Consider the following 17,859-nt stretch of genomic DNA (forward strand, 5'->3'; position numbering starts at 1 on the left):
CCCATGCGTCCATGTCGGTCAAAGAGCCGGACACTTTCCTCAGCCAATGCTGCCGGCGGAAGCGTGTCCATCGAGCAGTCCGATGTCGCGCTTGCCCAGACCGCGGGCATCAGGCAGAGCGAAGCGCGCCGGGACTGACGACTGTCTCAGTTGGCGTCGGCTACCGTCTGCCGGCCGCCGGCCCAGGCGCGCCATTGCCGTTCGTCGCCATGGAAGACGTTGAGGTCTATACGGCCGGTGACGCCGTGCGACAGGCCGGAGCCGGAATACTGCCAGAAGAGCCATTTGCGGCCGGGATAGACCTTTGACGGATGCTGGGCCACGGCACGCAGCCAGAACGGATAGTCGAGGAATTCGCCCCTGAGATTGTCGCGGTAGAAATCGGGCGCGGTGTAGATGATGGGACGCTGGCCGTAATGGCGCTCCAGTCTGTCCATGAACACCTGCATCTTTTCCAGCACCTTTTCGCGCGACGGCCGGCGCTTGCAGCTGGACTCGCCGTTCCACTCGACGTCTATCACCGGCGGCAGCGCGCCTTCGACCCTGGGCACGTTGCGGATGAACCAGTCCGCCTGCTCGCCGGCCGTGCGGCACCAGTAGAAGAAATGATAGGCGCCGCGCTTCAAGCCGGCGGCGTCGGCGTTGCGCCAGTTTTTCATGAACATCGGATCGAGGTGGTCGCCACCGTCGGTCGCCTTGATGTAGGCGAAGTTGGCGCCCTGGGCGCGCAATTTGTCCCAGTTCACGTTGCCTTGCCAACGCGAGACGTCGACGCCGTGCACGGCAAGATGGCGGGGCGAAGCCTTGCCGAAATTGATCGGCTTGGCGTCGCGAAAGCCGTAACGGGTGAGTGGCCCGGCAAGCATGGCCGGTGCCGCGCGGGTCAACAGCTTGGGCGGCGACACCAAGGCTGCCGGCTCGACCGGCAACCCGCCGACATCAGGCACTTGGGGATCAGGCACATCAGGTGCGGCAAACACCCCCGTCTCTTCCTCCTCCGCCAAACCAAACGGGCGCCTCGGACCGTTGTCAGACATGGGGGCCAATTCGGCCCTTGCCGCCCTGTTGCCCCTTGCCGCCGGAGCAGCGGCGATCGGTGCCGGCGGCCGGATCACGGAACTGGTGGTCTCGTTGGACGGTTTCTGCAAATCCAGCGCGTCGACGCCGGCCGTTGAAGAGCAGCCGGCAAGGCATAGCGATGCGATCAAAAAACTGACGACGCCCGGAATCCGCATCTGGACCTGTACTCAAAACACAACAGACCGAGGGCAAAACGACAGCCGACGGACAAACCGGATCAGTTATGAATGAGAAATTACCAATAAAGTTTGAATCAAATTTTTTCGCCCATACCGCGTGTGGGTAAGCGCGGTGGAAAACCGGCTAGGATTTCCTGAAAACGCCGATCATCGGCCCGAGATTCCAGTAGTCGTCTTTGCGGCCGATGGCAGGCGCAAACAGGCTGGATATCGTACCGTCGAGGAAGAGCGCGTTGTCGCAGCCGAGCGCGTCGCGGAAAAGACGGGCAAAGGCATGGAAGGTCACCGTGCCGTTCGAAATCGCAAAGACCGCGACGCCATCCTTTCGCACCCCGACACCGTCGCGGGTTTTCCGCGAAGTCCCGTCGGCCTGGAATTTCGGATGCAGCTTGCCGTCGATCACCAGCATCGGCCCCGATTGCGTCGCATAGTCGACGGTCGGGCGCCTTTTCACGAAATCCCTGGTGGCACGGACCGCGGCCTTGCCGTCGCGCATGTAGAAAATGCCGTTCGGCTGCAGGGAAAAATTGCCGCTTCCCGATCCCGTTTTCACCGAAGCCATCTCCTGGCCACGCTCGACATAGAGGCCGACCGGCGCGAGGTTCGGGTGATACATGCCGGCATTGATGCCGAACAGCATGGTGCGACCTGCTGCCTGTTGCGCGGCATGCAGATTGTGCAGCGACTGAAACGGCTTGCCCGCCGCATCCTTCCAGAACAGCTCGAGCTGATATCGTTTCGGATCGACCTCGCAAACGAGATAGCTGGTCGCCTCGAAGGTGAAGTCCCGGCATGGCGGCAGTGAGGCGACCCACTGGCCAAATCCCATGCCAAATGCCGCCACCGACGGCAGTGCGCCCTTGGCCAACGCCAGCAGCAACGGCACCGATTGCAGGAGGGTCAAAAAATCCATGTGCGTACCGGAATCGAAGTTCGAGGTTCGGTACGGATATAGCCCGTTTCAAGCGATACTGTGGAACTGCCTTAGACGAGCCATCCCATCGCCACGCCCAGCAGCAGGACGACACCGAGCAGGCCGCGATAGATGACGAACGGCCAGGCCGAGAAACGCTCCAGCACGTGCATCAGCCCCCATATGGCGAAGAAGGCGGAAATCGAGGCGACGACCAGCCCGACGGCAAGGACCGACCAGCCATGGGCGTCGAGATGGACCTTGTGCAGTTCCCAGAGTTCCTTAAGGCCGGCGAGTGCAATCGCCGGCAACCCGAGCAGGAACGAGAAGCGCGCCGCCTCGGCCCGCTTGAAGCCGAGCCCCAATGCCGCCGTCAGGGTCGAGCCCGAGCGCGACACGCCGGGGACAAGCGCGCCGATCTGGGCGACACCGACGAGCAGCGCATCGGTCAGCGACGCACCGCCCATGCTGCGCCGGTGACGGGCAAAGATCTCGGCCAGCGCCAGCAGGATCGCCATTGCGATGCAGGCCCAGCCGATCACCGTCAGGCTGCGTAGCGGCGAATTGCAGGCGTTGAGCACGCCCGACAGCGCCACGCCGGCGATGACGATCGGGATCGTCGCCAGCACGATCCAGAGCGCCAGCTTGAAATGCCGGTCGGCGAAATCGCGTCGCGCCAGAGCGTCGAACGAACCAAACAGGATATTCCTGACATCACTCCAGAAATAGCTGACCACCGCGGCAAGGGCCGCGAGCTGCATGGCGGCGGAGAAGGCCGAGCCAGGATCCTGCCAGCCGAGCACGGCCGGGACGATGCGCATATGTGCAGTCGAGGAAATCGGCAGCAGTTCGGTGATGCCTTGCACCACGCCGAGGAACGCCACCTTGGCGAACCCCAGGCCGACGAAGCCCGTGTCCAGGCCCTGTGTGCAGATATCGGCCAAAATCGAATTCCGTGCATGAGAGATCGGAGTTGCGTGGGCCGACCATCGGCCAATCCCGGGCAAGCCTTACCGTCATGGGCCGGATAATCAATTTACGGATTTGTAAGCTGGCGTGCCGAAGTGCACGCCGTTCGAAAACCGGCCCACCTTGGAGCCGGCTTGAGATACACAGGGAAAATCGCAAAGCGACTACGGGCAGAGCCAGAGTTTCTGGCATGTCCTGGCGATCACATGCGCCGGCGGCACTTCGGGCTCATCGGTCGAAGGCCGGCGAGCCCGTTCGAGCAGCATGCGCACCTGTTCGGGGCGCACACGATCGCGCTCCATCACAAGCAGGACCATCGGATCGCTCAAAAGCTCGTCCAGGGTGCTGATGCTGTCGTTCATCCGTCGTCTCCTCGAATGCCGTACCCGCGACCCTTAAATAGGACGACAAAGATGGCTCGCCAATGACGCTTTGCCGGCTATCTCGTGTCGATTTGGATTAAATTTTTGGTCAGGGTTGCGTTCTTCCTTCTCGCTGGCGTAGCGCGTCGATCCACCTTCTTCCACAACAAGGGGAAAGGGGAAAATTAGCCTGGCGGAGGGGCGCCTTCGTATTTCGGCAGGCTGTCATCGAGCACCACCCAGGGCTGCTTCGAGGCGGTGAAAATATGCATTTGCGGCTTGAAAACCGTGGGATCGTCGAGCGAACCGGTGGTGATGCCGATGATATCAGCGGAATCACGCCGGGAGAACATCGTCGTGCCGCAGTTCGGGCAAAAGCCGCGCTTGAGATCCGGCGAAGAGTTTATGGTCGCCAGCGGCCCGTCGATCGTCACGTCGTCGATGCGAAACAGGACGCGTGCGTTGAAGGCGGCGCCGATCGCCTTCTGGCAAACCCGGCAGTGGCAGACGCGTTCGTTGATGGGGGCCGCGTCCGCGCGGTAGCGCACCGCCTTGCACAGGCATCCTCCGTCATATCTTGCCATTGTCCGGATCGATCCACTGGTGGGGGAGAATAGGCGCGCAAGGTATCGGCGGGGCCGATTGGGTCAATTGAAAAGCTTTGATGCAACGTCATCGCTTATGCTGATGCGAGTGGGGCTGAAGTCATGACGCCGAAAGCCGTCGTGGCGGCCGCATAACGATCCGCCGGCTGCCCGCCAACAACCGGCGGCCTTGGCGTTCACTCCGTTTCGCCGACGACCTCGTCCCAGGTTTTGACCTTGGTCTGGCCGTTGAGGAACGGCAGCGCGGCGGCCGTCAGTTCGGGGGCGAAGAAAGTGTCGTAGTGGGTGCGGTTGGGCAGGATCGCCAGGCGGTTCTGCGACAGGTTCTCGCGCATCCAGCCGGCGTCCTTCAGCCCGCCGCCGAGCATCTGATAGAACTTGATCTCGTGTTCGGGCTTGTACATATCGCTGTCGCCATAGACCAGCATGACAGGCATCTTCAGCTTGGCGACGTCGGCCGAGTAATCGCGGTTCTGACGCATGAAGCCGCCCAGCGCATCGAGGAGCTTCGGGAACTCCTCCGGATGCGGCGCCACCGCGACGTAGGATTTGTACATCGGCGTGTCCTTCATGAACTCAGCCGCAGCCGCGCTCACCTGTGCCTGCTGGGGACGCATCTCGTCATAGAAGCCGTCCGTGGCGTAGCCGGTCGATACCAGGACGAGGCGGCGCACCGCTTCGGGATGCTGGACGGCCATGCGGAAGGCGACGCCGCCGCCCAGCGAATAGCCCATGACATCGACCTGGTCGTAACCGAGCGCCTTGACGATGGCGGCCATGTCGTCGCCCATCGCTTCCACGGTGAATGGTCGGTCACCCAGCGCGGTGCGACCGTGACCCTGCAGGTCGACGCCGATGACGGTGCGGTTTTCGGCAAGTTTCGGCAGGATCGGCGCGAACATATCCGTGGTGCCGAGGCCGCCATGCAGCAGAAGCAGCGGCTCGCCCTTGCCATAGATTGCATAATAATAATTCAGGCCGTTGATCGGCAGCAGGCCGGACTTTGCCGGCTTCGGCAGTGCGTTCGTTTCAGTCGTCATGGCAGGTTTTGTCTCCTCTGCATTGGTGGTGCCCGGGCAGGCAAGCAGTGCTGCAACCGAAGCAAAAATGGCGAAAAACAGGGTTTTGGACATATCGATCTCCTCTCGTCCTGCCGGTATCAGAGCGTCATGCGGATCAAAGCGTTTTGGCGAGTTCTTCGAGCTGGTCGGCGCACTGTCCCCAACCCTCGTGGAAACCCATCTTCTCATGCTCTTCGCGGTCGGCGACGCTCCAGTGCCTGACCCGAGCGATGTAGCGCGTCTTGCCGTTGCCCTCGTCCTCGAAGGTCAGCACGACGGTCATGAACGGCTTCTCCGAAGGCTGCCAAGCCTCTGTGTAGGCATCGGTGAAGACGATCTTCCTGCCGGGAACGACTTCGAGGAAGACTCCCGGGTTGGGGAATTCGTTGCCGTCCGGGCTAGCCATAACGACAAGGCTCGAGCCGCCGGTGCGCACATCCATCTCGGCGCGCGGCGTCGTCCACGGCTTTGGCGAGAACCAGCGCGTGATCAGTTTCGGATCGGTCCAGCAGCGATAGACGTTCTCACGCGGCGCATCGATGATGCGGGCAAGAACCAGTTCACGGTCGTTGGTGGGGGCGATGTCGAGCTTGATGGTCATGATGGCGTCCTGCGTTTGATCTGCTTCCGTCCCAAGGACGAGCCGATGAACCGCAAACCGACATCGTCCGCGAAAATTTTGCGATGACGTCCCTGCTCCGCGTCGGTCCGTGGGGAACGAAGGAAGTGTCAGTGGCGCTTGGCTTGCACCAGATAAGCCTCGATTTCGGTCTCGCCGAGCCACTTTGCCGCTTCCAGCCGGTGCAGGCCTTCGACGAGGATGTGGCGTTTGCCGTCATGGCGGACCTGGATCGGCGTCTTCATGCCGTTTTCCAGAATGTCCTCGGCCAGATGGCGGACGGTCTCGGGATGCAGCGTCTTCTTGCGCGCTGTCGGCACGTAGATCTCGTCGACTTTGACCTTTTGCACTCTGAGCATTCCGACCCCCGTGGCGGAAACGCCGCCTGCCCTGAGATAGTCCGTTTGATGGAGGCGGCCAAGGGTGCGGCTAACGAATACGAAGCGCGAAGGGCATTGTCGGTTCGAAGATGCCAACAGCAGACCGTTTGCCTGTCGGCTTGCGTTTCGATATTGCGTCTGCGCGATCGTCAACGGCCACGGAGGCAAAAATCCCCATGAGCAAACCTCTCGTCACCTTTGTCGGCGTCGCCCATCCCTGGATGTGCGATGTGATGGGGCACATGAATGTGCGTCACTACGCAGCCATGTTCGACGATGCCAGTTTTCAGCTTCTCGGCCACATCGCCGGACAGGACGACAACCAGGCGTCCCAAATCGGATGGGCCGACGTGCGCACCGAAATCGACTATCGGCATGAAACGAAAGCCGGCGCGCTCGTCACCATCCGCTCGGATGTCGTGAAGATCGGCCGCACCTCCATCACCTTCGAACAAGTGATGTCGGGCTCGCTCGACGGCATCGTCCACGCGTCGAGCCGGACGACCAGCGTGCGCTTCGACCTTGCAGCGCGCACCTCGGTCACTCTGGACGAGCCTATGCGCACCCGCGCGGCGGCCTTCCTGATTGAAGCGAAGACCAGTCAGCCTTTGTAGATGCGGTCCTCGACCGGCGTCTCGGCAATCAGCGTCTGCAGCCCTGACAGCAGCGCCTTCTCGGCGCGGTTCATCACCTTGTCGGGATTGACCAGCAGGAAGATGTCGATCGCCGGCGGCGCATCGTAGGGCGGCAGCCGCCAAAGCGTGCCGTCCGCCACATCGCGCCGCGCGACGTGCAGCGGCAGCGGGCCGATACCGAGGCCGGCAACGATCATGCGCCGCACTTCTTCCAGGCTGGAGGACACGCCGACGACATCGGCGTTCAGCCTGGCTTCGCTGCGTAGCAGCGCGACCGGCCGCAACGCGTCCGAAATATGGTCAGTCTGGAACGACACGGAGGGTTCATCCCTGAGATCGGCCAGCGTCAATCCGGTTTGCCCATAGAGCCTGTGTTGCGGCCCACAGAAGAAGCCGAAGAATTCGCGATAGACCATTGCGTATTCCAACGCCGGATCGCGCTGACTGACAAGGCAGATGCCGAAGGAGGCGCGGCGCTCCCTGACCTGCTTGGCGACTTCGGTGCTTGCGGCGACCGAAATGGTGATGCTGGCGCGCGGGTAGTTGCGATGGAATTCCGCCAGCGCCTGATCGAACAGTGGCGAGACGACGTGGCTGGCCGTCGCGATCATCACATGGCCGGTGACATCGTCGCTGATGCCGCGCATCAGCAGCGGCAGCTGCGATATGGTGCCGAACACCTCGACGCTCTGCTCGTAGAGAAGCCGTCCGACCTCGGTCAGCTCGAAGCGGGTTGCATCGCGCTCGACCAGCCGCCGGCCGACCCGGTCTTCCAGCCGCCGCAGCGCGTTGCTAACGCTTGGCTGCTTGAGATTCAGCCGCTCGGCGGCGCGCGTGATGCTCTTCACTTCCGCGATGACGACGAATGTCCGCAGAAGGTTCCAGTCCAGATCCCAGACCAGCCGTTCGGGGCGCGGCAAAGCCATTCCTGATATCTATGCTCCCTATTTCCATTATCTATTTGCGCAATGATACCGCAAAGGCAATCATTGAACACAGGAAAGCGTCTGCACGCCTCCCAAGAACAAGACCGTGCGCTCAATCCAGAGGACAGGAACTCAAATGAACAGAGTATTTTCCGGCATCGCCGTTGCGGCCCTGCTGCTTGCGTCGACGCTCACGACCGTTTCGGCCAGGGCCGACGATCTCGAGAAGATCAAGGCGGCGGGCGAGCTGAAGATTTCCATGAGCGGGCAGTATCCGCCCTTCAACTTCGTCAACGACCAGAATGAAGTCGTCGGCTTCGACGCCGATATCGGCAAGGCCATCGCCGAGCGCATCGGCGTCAAGGGCACTATCATCACCACGGCCTGGGACGGCATCATCGCCGGCCTGCTCGCCAACAAATACGACACCGTCGTCGGCTCGATGACGATCACGCCCGAGCGTGAGAAGGTGGTCGATTTCGTTGGACCGTACTACCACGCCGGCCGCGCCGTTTTCGTCAACGAGGAGTCCAAGGTGCAAAGCCTCGACGACCTCAAGGGCAAGACCCTTGGCGTGACGCTGGGCGAAACGCATGAGAAATGGGCGCGCGAAAAGGGCGGCTGGGATATCCGCACCTACAAGGGGCTGCCGGAACTGCTGCTGGAACTGAGGGCTGGCCGCGTCGATGCGATCGTCGTCGACAATATTCCGGTCATGGTTGCCGTCAAGGAGACGGGCGAGAAGGTCCGCAAGCTCAACACGCCCGATATCGAAGGCGGCGCCGTCGCCATCGGTATCGCCATCCGCAAGGACAATCCGGAGCTCAAGGCCGCCATGCAGAAGGCGCTGGACGACATGCTGGCGGACGGCAGCTACGAAAAAATCTCGACGAAGTGGGTCGGCAGCGACATTCGCTGATCCTCCTAGCTCAGGCGGCCAAAACCGTCTGAAGCCTGGTGTCACTCCTGCTGGACCATCTCATGGATTTCTCCTTGATGCAGCGTGTCTTCCCGTTCTTCGTGGAAGCCGCTTTGGTGACGATCGAGATCACAGTGCTGGCCCTGATCCTGGGCCTTGCGGCTGCGGCACTGGCCGCGGCCGCCAAGATGTCAAAATCGGCAATCCTGCGGACCATCGGCACGCTCTATGTCAGCCTGTTTCGTGGTACGCCGTGCCTGATCCAGCTCTTCGTGCTCTATTTCGGCGGCCCGCAGATCGGCATCAATCTGGAGCCGTTCGCCGCCGGCGTCATCGGCCTCGGCCTCAACATCGGCGCCTATATGGCGGAATCGATCCGTGGCGCGCTGGTTGCCGTCGACCGGGGCCAGACGGAGGCCGCCCGCACAATAGGCTTCAGCCGTTTCCAGACCTTGCGCAAGGTCGTGCTGCCGCAAGCGGCGCGGCTGATGATCCGGCCGCTCGGGGTCAATACGGTTGCTTTGCTGAAGGGATCAGCACTTGTGTCGACCATATCGGTCGTCGAACTGACCTACACCGCCCAGCGCTTCATCGGCTCCACCTACAAGCCGTTCGAGATTTTTGGCGTTGCAGCCCTGCTCTACATGATCATGGTCTACGCGGTCGCACGGGTCGTCGACCTGCTCGACAAACGCTTTGCCATCGTCTGACCGGAGAGCACGATGCAAGGCTTGGATTTCACCGTCGTCGCGCCCTACTGGGATCTTCTGCTGATTGGCGCCTGGTGGACCGCAGTGCTGACCGTTTCGGCGGGCGCGCTCAGCTTCATCGGCGGCATCCTGTTCGCGGTCATCGTGCTCTACGCTCCGAAGATCGTCGCCTATCCCGTGCGCGCGCTCATGTGGGTATTCATGGGTACGCCGCTGCTGCTGCAGCTGTTCCTGATCTATTTTGGCCTGGTGCAGATCGGCATCGACATTCCTGCCCTGGCCGCCGGGATTGTCGGGCTTGGCCTGCATTTTGCCGTCTACAATGCCGACATCATCCGCGCCGGCATCGTGGCCGTCGATGTCGGCCAGACGGAGGGTGCGCGCAGCATCGGCTTCGGCAAGTGGCAGACGCTGCGCCATGTCGTGATACCGCAAGCCATCCGCAACACCGCGCCGCCGATCGGCGGCAATCTGATCGCGTTGCTGAAGGAATCCTCAATCGTCTCGGTCATCGGCATCGCCGAGCTGGTCCATTCGGCCCAACTGGCGATCAGCGAAACGTTCCGCCCGTTCGAGTTCTACATCATCGCAGCGGCGCTTTACTATATTCTCAACCTTGTGCTCGAGGCGGCTTTGCGTCGGTTTGAAAGACATGTGGAGGTTTCCCGATGAGCACGCAGCGGCCAATGGTCGAGGTTCGCGGCGCGCGCAAATCGTTTGGCGCGGTCGAGGTCCTGAGAGGTATCGACCTGTCGGTCGACCGCGGGCAGATCGTGGCGATCATCGGGCCGAGCGGCTCCGGCAAGAGCACGCTGCTGCGCTCCATCAACCATCTGGAATCCCTGAACAGCGGCGAAGTCTGGCTCGACGGTGTGCAGGTCAACCAGCCCCTGCATGGCCAGGCTTTCGAGCGGCACATCAACAAGGTGCGCCAGCAGATGGGCATGGTGTTTCAGCACTTCAATCTGTTCCCGCATCTGACCGTGATCGAGAACATTTCCATGGGACCGATCATTCTCAAAGGCATGACCAAAAGCGACGCGCATGCGCTTGCGCATAGCCTATTGTCCAAGGTCGGGCTTGCCGACAAGATCGATGCCTATCCCTCGCGGCTTTCGGGCGGCCAGAAGCAGCGTGTGGCGATCGCCCGTGCGCTGGCGATGCAGCCCAAGGTGATGCTGTTCGACGAGGCAACTTCGGCGCTCGACCCGGAACTGGTCGATGAGGTCAACGCGGTGATGAAACAGCTTGCCGCCGAACACATGACCATGCTCATCGTAACGCATGAGATGCGCTTTGCCGGCGAAGTGGCCGACAGGGTGCTGTTCATGGATGGCGGCGTGATCGTCGAGGAAGGCGCGCCGGGCGACATGTTCCGCGCGCCGCGGAAGGAACGCACGCGCAGCTTCCTCAAGAAATACCTCTCCGCCTGAGTATGACCATGACCAGACCAAACACGGAATTCCCTGATTTCGGACTGACGCCGGAGCAGCGCCGGCACGCGGTGCGCGGCCATTATTATGAATGGCCTGGCATGGACGGCGAGCGCGGCGAGATCTGGTGCTACAGCGACCGCTTTTCCTATCGCGCCGGCGAAACGGTGGCGTTGCATGTCAGTTCGACAGCTCCGAACTTCGGCATGACAATCACCCGGGATGGCGGCAGCGAGACCAAAGCGTTCGAAAAATCGGGCATCGCGGCACGCCGGCAGGACACACCTGACCAGTGTTCGGTTGAAGGCTGCGGCTGGGACGTATCCTTCGAATTTCGCGTCGGGGCGGACTGGCCGTCCGGCGCCTATCGGGTCACGCTGACCGCCGACGGGCGCGACGGCAAGCCGATCCAATGCCACCATGTTTTTATCGTCAGCCCACAGCCGGGCCGTAAACCCGGCCGTGTGCTGCAGGTGGCTGCGACAGGCACATGGCTGGCCTACAACACCTGGGGCGGCTCCAACCACTACCAGGGCATCACCGGGCCGGATCGCAACCAGTATTCGCCCATCGTGTCGACGCAACGCCCCTGGTGCCGCGGCTTCGTCGTGCTGCCGAAAGACGCGCCGCGCGTGCCGCTGGAAGTCGCCGTGCCACCCAAGACGATCCCCCGCTATCCGCATATGGAATGGGCGCTCGCCACAGGCCATTCGAAGAAATACGCCTCTTCGGGCTGGGCCAGCTATGACAGCCATTTCTTCCGCTTCGCCGAACAGGCCGGCTATGGCGTCGATCTCATCAGCCAGCACGATCTGCATTTTTCGCCCGAAATTCTCGACGGCTACGACTGTGCCGTCTTCGTCGGCCATGATGAATACTGGACCTGGGAAATGCGCGATGCCGTCGACGCTTATGTCGAGCGCGGCGGTCATGCGGCGCGCTTTGCCGGCAATTTCATGTGGCAGACGCGGCTGGAAGACGAGGCCCGCCGGCAGGTCTGCTACAAATATCGCGCGCGTGCCGAAGACCCCGCCTATCTCCCAGGCGGCGACATCACCCGCGCCACCAACTCCTGGGAAGCGCCGGAAATCGGCCGGCCGGGTTCGGCGACCTTCGGGCTCAACGCCACGCGCGGGGTTTATACCGGTTGGGGCGGTTGCGCGCCGCGCGGCGTGCGTGGCTTTCCGGTCTACCGGCCGGAGCACTGGGCCTTTGCCGGCACCGGCATCTATTATGGTGACCTGCTGGGCTCCGACAGCCATGTCTATGGCTATGAAGTCGATGGGCTCGACTTCGAGATACGCGGCGGCCTGCCCTACCCGACCGCCACCAGCGGTGCACCAGACGGCTTGCAGGTTCTCGCCGTCGGCATGGCGAGCCAGGTCGAGGAAAGCGCCGACATCCCGATCGAGGACCAGTTCCTCACCGACGAGGACGGCCGCTTCACCGCAGAAACGCTATTTGGCGACAGGAGCGACGCCAATCTGGAAAAGGTCAAACGCGGCAATGGCATGATCGTCAACTTCCCGCGTGGCAAGGGCGAGGTGTTCCACGCCGGAAGCTGCGAATGGGTCGCAGGCCTGCTAAGACAGGACCCGATGGTCGAACGCGTCACAAAAAATGTCCTCGATCGTTACCTCGGAAAGCCCTGACATGTCGAAAGTCCAGACCGCCACGCAAGACACCGACGCCCGGCGCCAATCGCATCTGTTCTATCTGTCCAGCCTGCGCCGGCCGCTGATCGACCGCGCCGAAGGCATCTACATGTGGACACAGGATGGTCGCCGCTTCATCGACGGCTCGAGCGGGCCGATGGTCGCCAATATCGGCCATTCCAACCGCAATGTGCTGGATGCCATGAAGCGGCAGATGGACCGCGCCACCTTCGCCTATCGGCTGCATTTCGAGAACGAGCCGGCGGAGGAGCTGGCGCGGGAACTCGCCGGCAAGCTGCCGGAAGGCATGGACCGTATCTTCTTCGTCTCGGGCGGCTCGGAGGCGACGGAATCCTGCATCAAGCTGGCGCGGCAATGGGCTGTCGCCACCGGCCAGGCCAGCCGCTGGAAGGTGATCACGCGCTTCCCCTCCTATCATGGCGGCACGCTGGGTTCGCTGTCGATTACCGGCGACGATGCGCTGGCCGAAACTTTCGAGCCGATGATGCGGGTGATGCCGACCGTGCCGGCGCCGAACGCCTGGCGCGACCGCGACAATCTTTCGATGGAACAGCGCGGCATCCGCTATGCCGACATGCTGGAGGAGAGGATTCTTGCGGAAGATCCAGACAGCGTGGTCGCTTTCATCATGGAGCCGATCGGCGGTGCGGCGACCGCGGCACTGGTCGCGCCGGACAGCTATTATCCGCGCATCCGCGAGATCTGCGACCGCTACGGCATCCTGCTCATCCACGACGAGGTGATGAGCGGCGCCGGCCGCACCGGCAAATTCCTCGGCGGCGACCATTGGAACTGCAAGCCCGACATCGTCGCGCTGTCGAAGGGGCTGGGTTCGGGCTATGCGCCGCTTGGCGCGCTCGCCGCCCCGATGCGGCTGGTGCAGCCGCTGCTTGACTCCGGCGGCTTCCAGCACGGCCACACCTATGCCGGCAATCCGCTGGCCTGCGCCGCGGGGCTTGCCGTGCTCGGTGAGATGGACCGGCTCGATCTGATCGCCAATGCGGCCGCCATGGGCGACGTGCTGATGGATGGGCTGAAGGGGCTGGCGAAGCGGTTTCCGTTCATCGCCGACGTGCGTGGCAAGGGCCTGCTCACCGGCGCCCAGATGGTTGCCGATCCCGAGACGCTCCGACCGATCGACCAGACCAAGAAAGCCACGCAACGGCTGCTCGACCTCGCCTATGAGCGCGGGCTGATCATCTATGGCCGCAGGGTCAAGGGCGGCGTCGACGGCGACAATTTCATGGTCGCGCCGCCGATGATCGTCACCAGGGAGCAGGTCGGCGAGATCGTCTCCATCATCGGCGACTCGCTGGACGTTCTGGCCTCCGAACTCGACCTACCGGTCGAAGGCTGAGGCGACAAAGATGGCGCCTAGAAAAGTCATCATCACCTGCGCTGTCACCGGCTCGGTGCACACGCCGTCGATGTCGCCCTATCTGCCGGTGACGCCGGACCAGATCGCAGCGGAGGCGATCGCGGCGGCCGAAGCCGGTGCCTCGATTCTGCATCTGCACGCCCGCGATCCGAGTGACGGCCGCCCGACCGCTGATCCGGACGTCTACATGCAGTTCCTGCCGCGCATCAAACAGGCGACCGATGCAGTGATCAACATCACCACCGGCGGCTCGTCGCTGATGACCCTGGACCAGCGGCTGGCGGCACCGCTCAGAGCCGAACCCGAAATGTGCTCGCTCAACATGGGTTCGATGAATTTCGCGCTGTTCCCGATGCTCGACAGGCCGAGGGATTGGCAGCACGAGTGGGAGCCTAAGCTGCTGGAAGCGACCCGCGACACCATCTTCAAGAACACCTTCGCCGACATGGAGGGCGTGCTGGAGAGGCTGGGCAAGGGCTGCGGCACGCGCTTCGAGTTCGAATGCTACGATGTCGGCCATCTCTATTCGCTGGCGCATTTCCGCGACCGGGGACTGGTGTCGGGACCGCTGTTCATCCAGTTCGTGCTGGGCATTCTGGGCGGCATTGGCGCCGACCCGGACAATCTCGTCCACATGAAGCGGATCGCCGACAAATTGTTCGGCGACAGCTACCAGTTCTCGGTGCTGGCCGCCGGCCGCCAGCAGATGCCGCTGATTTCGATCGCCGCGGCAATGGGCGGCAATGTCCGTGTCGGGCTGGAAGACAGTCTCTATGACGGCCGCCAGCTGGCGAAATCCAACGCCGATCAGGTGCGCCGCATCCGTAGCATTCTCGATGGGCTGTCGCTGGAGGTTGCAACCCCCACCGAAGCGCGCGACATGCTGGCGCTCAAGGGCGGCGACCGGGTGGCGTTTTGAGATGCTGGCGTTTGAAAGGGAGACAATCTGAAATGATTGCGTTCCTTCGCACCCCCCTCTGTCCTGCCGGACATCTCCCCCGCAAGGGGGGAGATCGGATGTCATTTCGGCTTTCGCTAACTTCCAACGTTGCAGGATGGGCGGCAATATCAAAACTGCCAATCTCCCCCCTTGCGGGGGAAATGTCCGGCAGGACAGAGGGGGGTGCCTGGGCGCCCTGCCTGCCGTGAACAAACCGCCCGAAATTGTCCTCCGCCCCGGCCGGATCGACGACGTCGAAACGATCCACGCGGCGATCCTGAAACTCGGCACCCATATCGGCGCGCCGGAGGAGATCATCTCGACGCCGGACGATCTCAGAACTTACGGCTTTGGTGAAAAGCCATCCTTCTCCACCCTGATCGCCGAAGTCGGCGGCGAATTTGCCGGGCTTTGCCTGCATTTTCCGATCTTTTCAACCTGGATGGGGCGGCCTGGCGTCTATGTGCAGGACCTCTATGTCGAGGATCGTTTTCGCGGCCGCAAGATCGGCGAGCGGCTGCTGCGGCATGTTGCGGCGCAGTGCCGGAAAGAAGGCGGCGTCTATCTCCGACTGTCGGTCGACACCGACAATGAAGGCGCCAAGACCTTCTACGAAAGGCTGGGCATTGCCTGGTCGAGCTATGAGCAGACCCAGAAAATCATTGGCGAGGCGTTCTTTGCCTTCGCCGATGCGCCGCAGAACGAGGACCCGGAATGAAAGCCTTCTATGCCGAGGAACAGAAGCGTCACGACCCCAAGGCCTTTCTGTCAAGCGGTGCGGCGCAGCCCAATCCGGAAAAGCCGGAGCGCGTCGAAAGATTGTTAGCCGGTGCATTATCTGCGGGTTGCACTATCGAACGACCTCGGGATCACGGGCTCGGTCCGGTCGCGGCGGTGCACACGCCCGAATATCTGGATTTCCTCGAGCATATCTACGCGCGCTGGCAGCGCATCGAGGGCGCTTCGGCCGAAGTGATCCCCAACGTCCATCCGATCGCGCGCAACGGCTCCTACCCTGCCTCGGCAGTCGGCCAGGCCGGCTACCACATGGCCGATACTGCTTGCCCGATCTCGGGCGAGACTTGGCAAAGCGCGCTGTGGAGCGCCTGGAGCGCGGTCGATGCGGCCGAGACGGTGATGTCAGGCGTACCGGCCGCCTACGCGCTGTGCCGCCCGCCCGGTCACCACGCCTTTGCCGATGTCGCCGGCGGCTTCTGTTTCATCAACAATTCGGCCGTCGCCGCACAGGCTCTGCGTAAACAGGCCGCACGGGTGGCGATCCTCGATGTCGACCTGCATCACGGCAACGGCACACAAGGCATCTTCTACGCACGGCCGGATGTGCTGACCGTCTCGCTGCATGCCGATCCCGTGCGCTTCTATCCGTTCTTCTGGGGTCATGCCGACGAGCGCGGCGAAGGGCCTGGCCTCGGCTACAATTTCAACCTGCCGCTGCCACGCAAATCCGCCGACTCGGCGTTTCTGGAAGCGCTCGAGGTAGCGTTCCAGCGCATCCGTGTCTTTTCGCCCGACGCGCTGGTCGTGGCGCTCGGGCTCGACGCGTTCGGGGGCGATCCGTTCGGCGGACTTTCGGTGACGACGCCGGGTTTCTCGCGCATCGGCGAGGCTATCGCAAAGCTCGACCTGCCGACGGTCATCGTCCAGGAGGGCGGCTACCTCTGCGACGAACTCGGCGACAATCTCACCGCGTTCCTCACCGGCTTCGGCGGCAAGATGCGGTGAGTACTCAAGCCAGTGTCAGGAGCGCTGCTGCCTGAGCATGGCGATGACCCGGTGCACGCTCTCCAGCGTCTCGTCGATTTCGGCAGATGTGTTGTAGTGAGCGATGCCGATGCGCACGACGCCATACTCGGCCGGGATGCCGAGTTGATGGACGATCTCCCAGGCATAGTTGTGCCCCGACCACAGGAAGATGTTTTCGGCGTTCATCTGCCGCACGATGGTTTCGGGCACGATGCCGTCGACCGTGAAGGAAACCGTCGGCACGCGATCGCCAAGCCGCTTCGGATCGATGATGCCGTGGATGGTCAGACCCTCGATATCGGACAGACCGTCGATCAGCTGTTGCGCCAGCGGGTTTTCATAGGCGATCGACACCGCGAACGCCTTGGCGATCTTCTGCCTTCGCGATCCACCCTCGCCCGCTGCCGCGCCAAGGTCGGCGAAGTAATCGACCGCGGCCGTGAGGCCGGCCATCAGTTCGATCTGCGGCGTGCCCAGCTCGAACCGCTCCGGCAGGCCGTTGGATGAACAGCGGCACTTGTAGGGTTTCAGATCATCGATGACATCATGCCGGCCCCACAAAATGCCCATATGCGGGCCGAAGAATTTGTAGGCCGAACAGATCAGGAAATCGCAGCCAAGCTCCTGAACGTCGATCAGGCCGTGCGGGGCGAACTGCACGGCATCGACATAGACAAGCGCGCCGGCGTTCCTGGCGATGGCGCTCAGCGCCTTCACCCGGTTGATGGAACCAGTCAGGTTGCTGGCATAGTTCAACGCGACCAGCCGGGTCCTGTCGGATAGCAACCCGGCGAGCGTCGCCTCTTCGACCTGCCAGCTCTTTTCGTCGAACGGCAGCCAGCGCACGACGAGGCCGAGATCCTCGGCCAGCTGCAGCCAGGGCGACACATTGCCCTCATGGTCCATGCGGGTGAGGATGATCTCGTCGCCGGGCTTCATCGTGCGGCCGAGCGTGCGCGACATGTGATAGGTCAGCGTCGTCATGTTGGCGCCGATGATGATTTCTTCCGGGCTCGCCGCACCAAGGAAATCGGCCATTGCCCGATGCGCCTCATCGACGACGGCCTGCGCGGCAATCGTCGTTTCGAAATAGCCGCCAAGGTTGGCGTTGGTGGTCAAAAGACAGCGCGACACGGCGTCTGCGACGACTTGCGGCACCTGCGTGCCGGCCGGATTGTCGAGATAGATGCGGCGACGGCCCTTGTCGGTCAGGGAGAGAGCGGGAAATCTTTCGCGGACCAGCTCGATCGGAAAATTCATTGTTGCCCTTCTCCCATTGTAATCATTGGATTCGGCCAGCGGCCAATCCC

General features: G+C 62.5%; 21 protein-coding genes. 11 read left to right on the plus strand and 10 right to left on the minus strand.

Features of this window, described 5'->3' with window-relative positions:
• Positions 1-146: 146 nt before the first annotated feature.
• A complete protein-coding gene (locus tag EOA13_RS14175; protein ID WP_245490375.1) occupies positions 147-1,037 on the minus strand; it encodes a glycoside hydrolase family 25 protein in 891 nt (296 codons plus the stop codon).
• Between EOA13_RS14175 and EOA13_RS38720 the strand changes: the two genes are divergently transcribed.
• Positions 1,036-1,311 (plus strand): hypothetical protein, encoded by a 276-nt coding sequence (locus EOA13_RS38720; RefSeq protein WP_245490376.1) that lies wholly within the window; start codon positions 1,036-1,038, stop codon positions 1,309-1,311. The two genes, EOA13_RS14175 and EOA13_RS38720, sit on opposite strands and share 2 nt — an antisense overlap.
• Positions 1,312-1,383: 72 nt before the next feature.
• On the opposite strand, the gene EOA13_RS14180 is transcribed toward EOA13_RS38720, so the two are convergent.
• The 7 genes from EOA13_RS14180 to EOA13_RS14210 form a co-directional block, all read right to left on the minus strand.
• Entirely contained in the window at positions 1,384-2,172 is a 789-nt protein-coding gene (locus tag EOA13_RS14180; RefSeq protein WP_127293391.1) for a phosphodiester glycosidase family protein, read from the minus strand.
• Between the two features lie 71 nt (positions 2,173-2,243).
• On the minus strand, positions 2,244-3,116 hold the full coding sequence (locus tag EOA13_RS14185; RefSeq protein WP_023810374.1) for an undecaprenyl-diphosphate phosphatase: 873 nt from the start codon (positions 3,114-3,116) through the stop codon (positions 2,244-2,246).
• Positions 3,117-3,305: 189 nt separating this feature from the next.
• Complete coding sequence (locus EOA13_RS14190; RefSeq protein ID WP_013532087.1) at positions 3,306-3,503, minus strand: hypothetical protein; 198 nt, start codon at positions 3,501-3,503, stop codon at positions 3,306-3,308.
• Positions 3,504-3,688: 185 nt separating this feature from the next.
• Positions 3,689-4,087, minus strand: coding sequence for a GFA family protein (locus EOA13_RS14195; protein WP_127293393.1), 399 nt, complete (start codon positions 4,085-4,087; stop codon positions 3,689-3,691).
• A gap of 197 nt (positions 4,088-4,284) precedes the next feature.
• Positions 4,285-5,241, minus strand: coding sequence for an alpha/beta hydrolase (locus tag EOA13_RS14200; RefSeq protein ID WP_127293395.1), 957 nt, complete (start codon positions 5,239-5,241; stop codon positions 4,285-4,287).
• A 43-nt stretch (positions 5,242-5,284) separates the two neighbouring features.
• Positions 5,285-5,770: an SRPBCC family protein gene (locus tag EOA13_RS14205; protein ID WP_127293397.1), complete on the minus strand. Its 486-nt coding sequence runs from the start codon at positions 5,768-5,770 to the stop codon at positions 5,285-5,287.
• A 128-nt stretch (positions 5,771-5,898) separates the two neighbouring features.
• Positions 5,899-6,147: a ParB N-terminal domain-containing protein gene (locus EOA13_RS14210; protein WP_013532091.1), complete on the minus strand. Its 249-nt coding sequence runs from the start codon at positions 6,145-6,147 to the stop codon at positions 5,899-5,901.
• Positions 6,148-6,344: 197 nt separating this feature from the next.
• Between EOA13_RS14210 and EOA13_RS14215 the strand changes: the two genes are divergently transcribed.
• On the plus strand, positions 6,345-6,782 hold the full coding sequence (locus EOA13_RS14215) for an acyl-CoA thioesterase (RefSeq protein ID WP_127293399.1): 438 nt from the start codon (positions 6,345-6,347) through the stop codon (positions 6,780-6,782).
• Here the strand turns inward: EOA13_RS14215 and EOA13_RS14220 are convergent.
• Positions 6,770-7,729, minus strand: coding sequence for a LysR family transcriptional regulator (locus EOA13_RS14220; RefSeq protein ID WP_127293401.1), 960 nt, complete (start codon positions 7,727-7,729; stop codon positions 6,770-6,772). The two genes, EOA13_RS14215 and EOA13_RS14220, sit on opposite strands and share 13 nt — an antisense overlap.
• Positions 7,730-7,865: 136 nt before the next feature.
• On the opposite strand from EOA13_RS14220, the gene EOA13_RS14225 reads away from it, so the two are divergent.
• The 9 genes from EOA13_RS14225 to EOA13_RS14270 all read left to right on the plus strand — a co-directional run bounded on the left by EOA13_RS14225 (position 7,866) and on the right by EOA13_RS14270 (position 16,528).
• Entirely contained in the window at positions 7,866-8,648 is a 783-nt protein-coding gene (locus tag EOA13_RS14225; protein ID WP_127293403.1) for an ABC transporter substrate-binding protein, read from the plus strand.
• A gap of 62 nt (positions 8,649-8,710) precedes the next feature.
• Positions 8,711-9,358 (plus strand): amino acid ABC transporter permease, encoded by a 648-nt coding sequence (locus EOA13_RS14230; RefSeq protein WP_127293405.1) that lies wholly within the window; start codon positions 8,711-8,713, stop codon positions 9,356-9,358.
• 12 nt (positions 9,359-9,370) lie between these two features.
• Entirely contained in the window at positions 9,371-10,030 is a 660-nt protein-coding gene (locus EOA13_RS14235) for an amino acid ABC transporter permease (protein ID WP_127293407.1), read from the plus strand.
• Positions 10,027-10,791, plus strand: coding sequence for an amino acid ABC transporter ATP-binding protein (locus tag EOA13_RS14240; RefSeq protein WP_127293409.1), 765 nt, complete (start codon positions 10,027-10,029; stop codon positions 10,789-10,791). Before EOA13_RS14235 ends, EOA13_RS14240 begins: the two co-directional genes overlap by 4 nt.
• 8 nt (positions 10,792-10,799) lie before the next feature.
• Positions 10,800-12,443, plus strand: coding sequence for a N,N-dimethylformamidase beta subunit family domain-containing protein (locus EOA13_RS14245; RefSeq protein WP_127293411.1), 1,644 nt, complete (start codon positions 10,800-10,802; stop codon positions 12,441-12,443).
• A gap of 1 nt (position 12,444) precedes the next feature.
• Complete coding sequence (locus EOA13_RS14250; RefSeq protein WP_127293413.1) at positions 12,445-13,824, plus strand: aspartate aminotransferase family protein; 1,380 nt, start codon at positions 12,445-12,447, stop codon at positions 13,822-13,824.
• A 10-nt stretch (positions 13,825-13,834) separates the two neighbouring features.
• Complete coding sequence (locus tag EOA13_RS14255; protein ID WP_127293415.1) at positions 13,835-14,764, plus strand: 3-keto-5-aminohexanoate cleavage protein; 930 nt, start codon at positions 13,835-13,837, stop codon at positions 14,762-14,764.
• A gap of 226 nt (positions 14,765-14,990) precedes the next feature.
• Positions 14,991-15,503 (plus strand): GNAT family N-acetyltransferase, encoded by a 513-nt coding sequence (locus tag EOA13_RS14265; RefSeq protein WP_127293419.1) that lies wholly within the window; start codon positions 14,991-14,993, stop codon positions 15,501-15,503.
• On the plus strand, positions 15,500-16,528 hold the full coding sequence (locus tag EOA13_RS14270) for a histone deacetylase family protein (protein ID WP_127293421.1): 1,029 nt from the start codon (positions 15,500-15,502) through the stop codon (positions 16,526-16,528). Before EOA13_RS14265 ends, EOA13_RS14270 begins: the two co-directional genes overlap by 4 nt.
• 15 nt (positions 16,529-16,543) lie before the next feature.
• Here the strand turns inward: EOA13_RS14270 and EOA13_RS14275 are convergent, their stop codons facing one another.
• Positions 16,544-17,809, minus strand: a complete 1,266-nt coding sequence (locus EOA13_RS14275; protein ID WP_127293423.1) for a cysteine desulfurase-like protein — start codon at positions 17,807-17,809, stop codon at positions 16,544-16,546.
• Between the last annotated feature and the right edge of the window lie 50 nt (positions 17,810-17,859).

Source organism: Mesorhizobium sp. M7A.F.Ca.US.011.01.1.1, from assembly GCF_003998295.1.
In the GTDB taxonomy this organism is placed as follows: Bacteria; Pseudomonadota; Alphaproteobacteria; order Rhizobiales; family Rhizobiaceae; genus Mesorhizobium.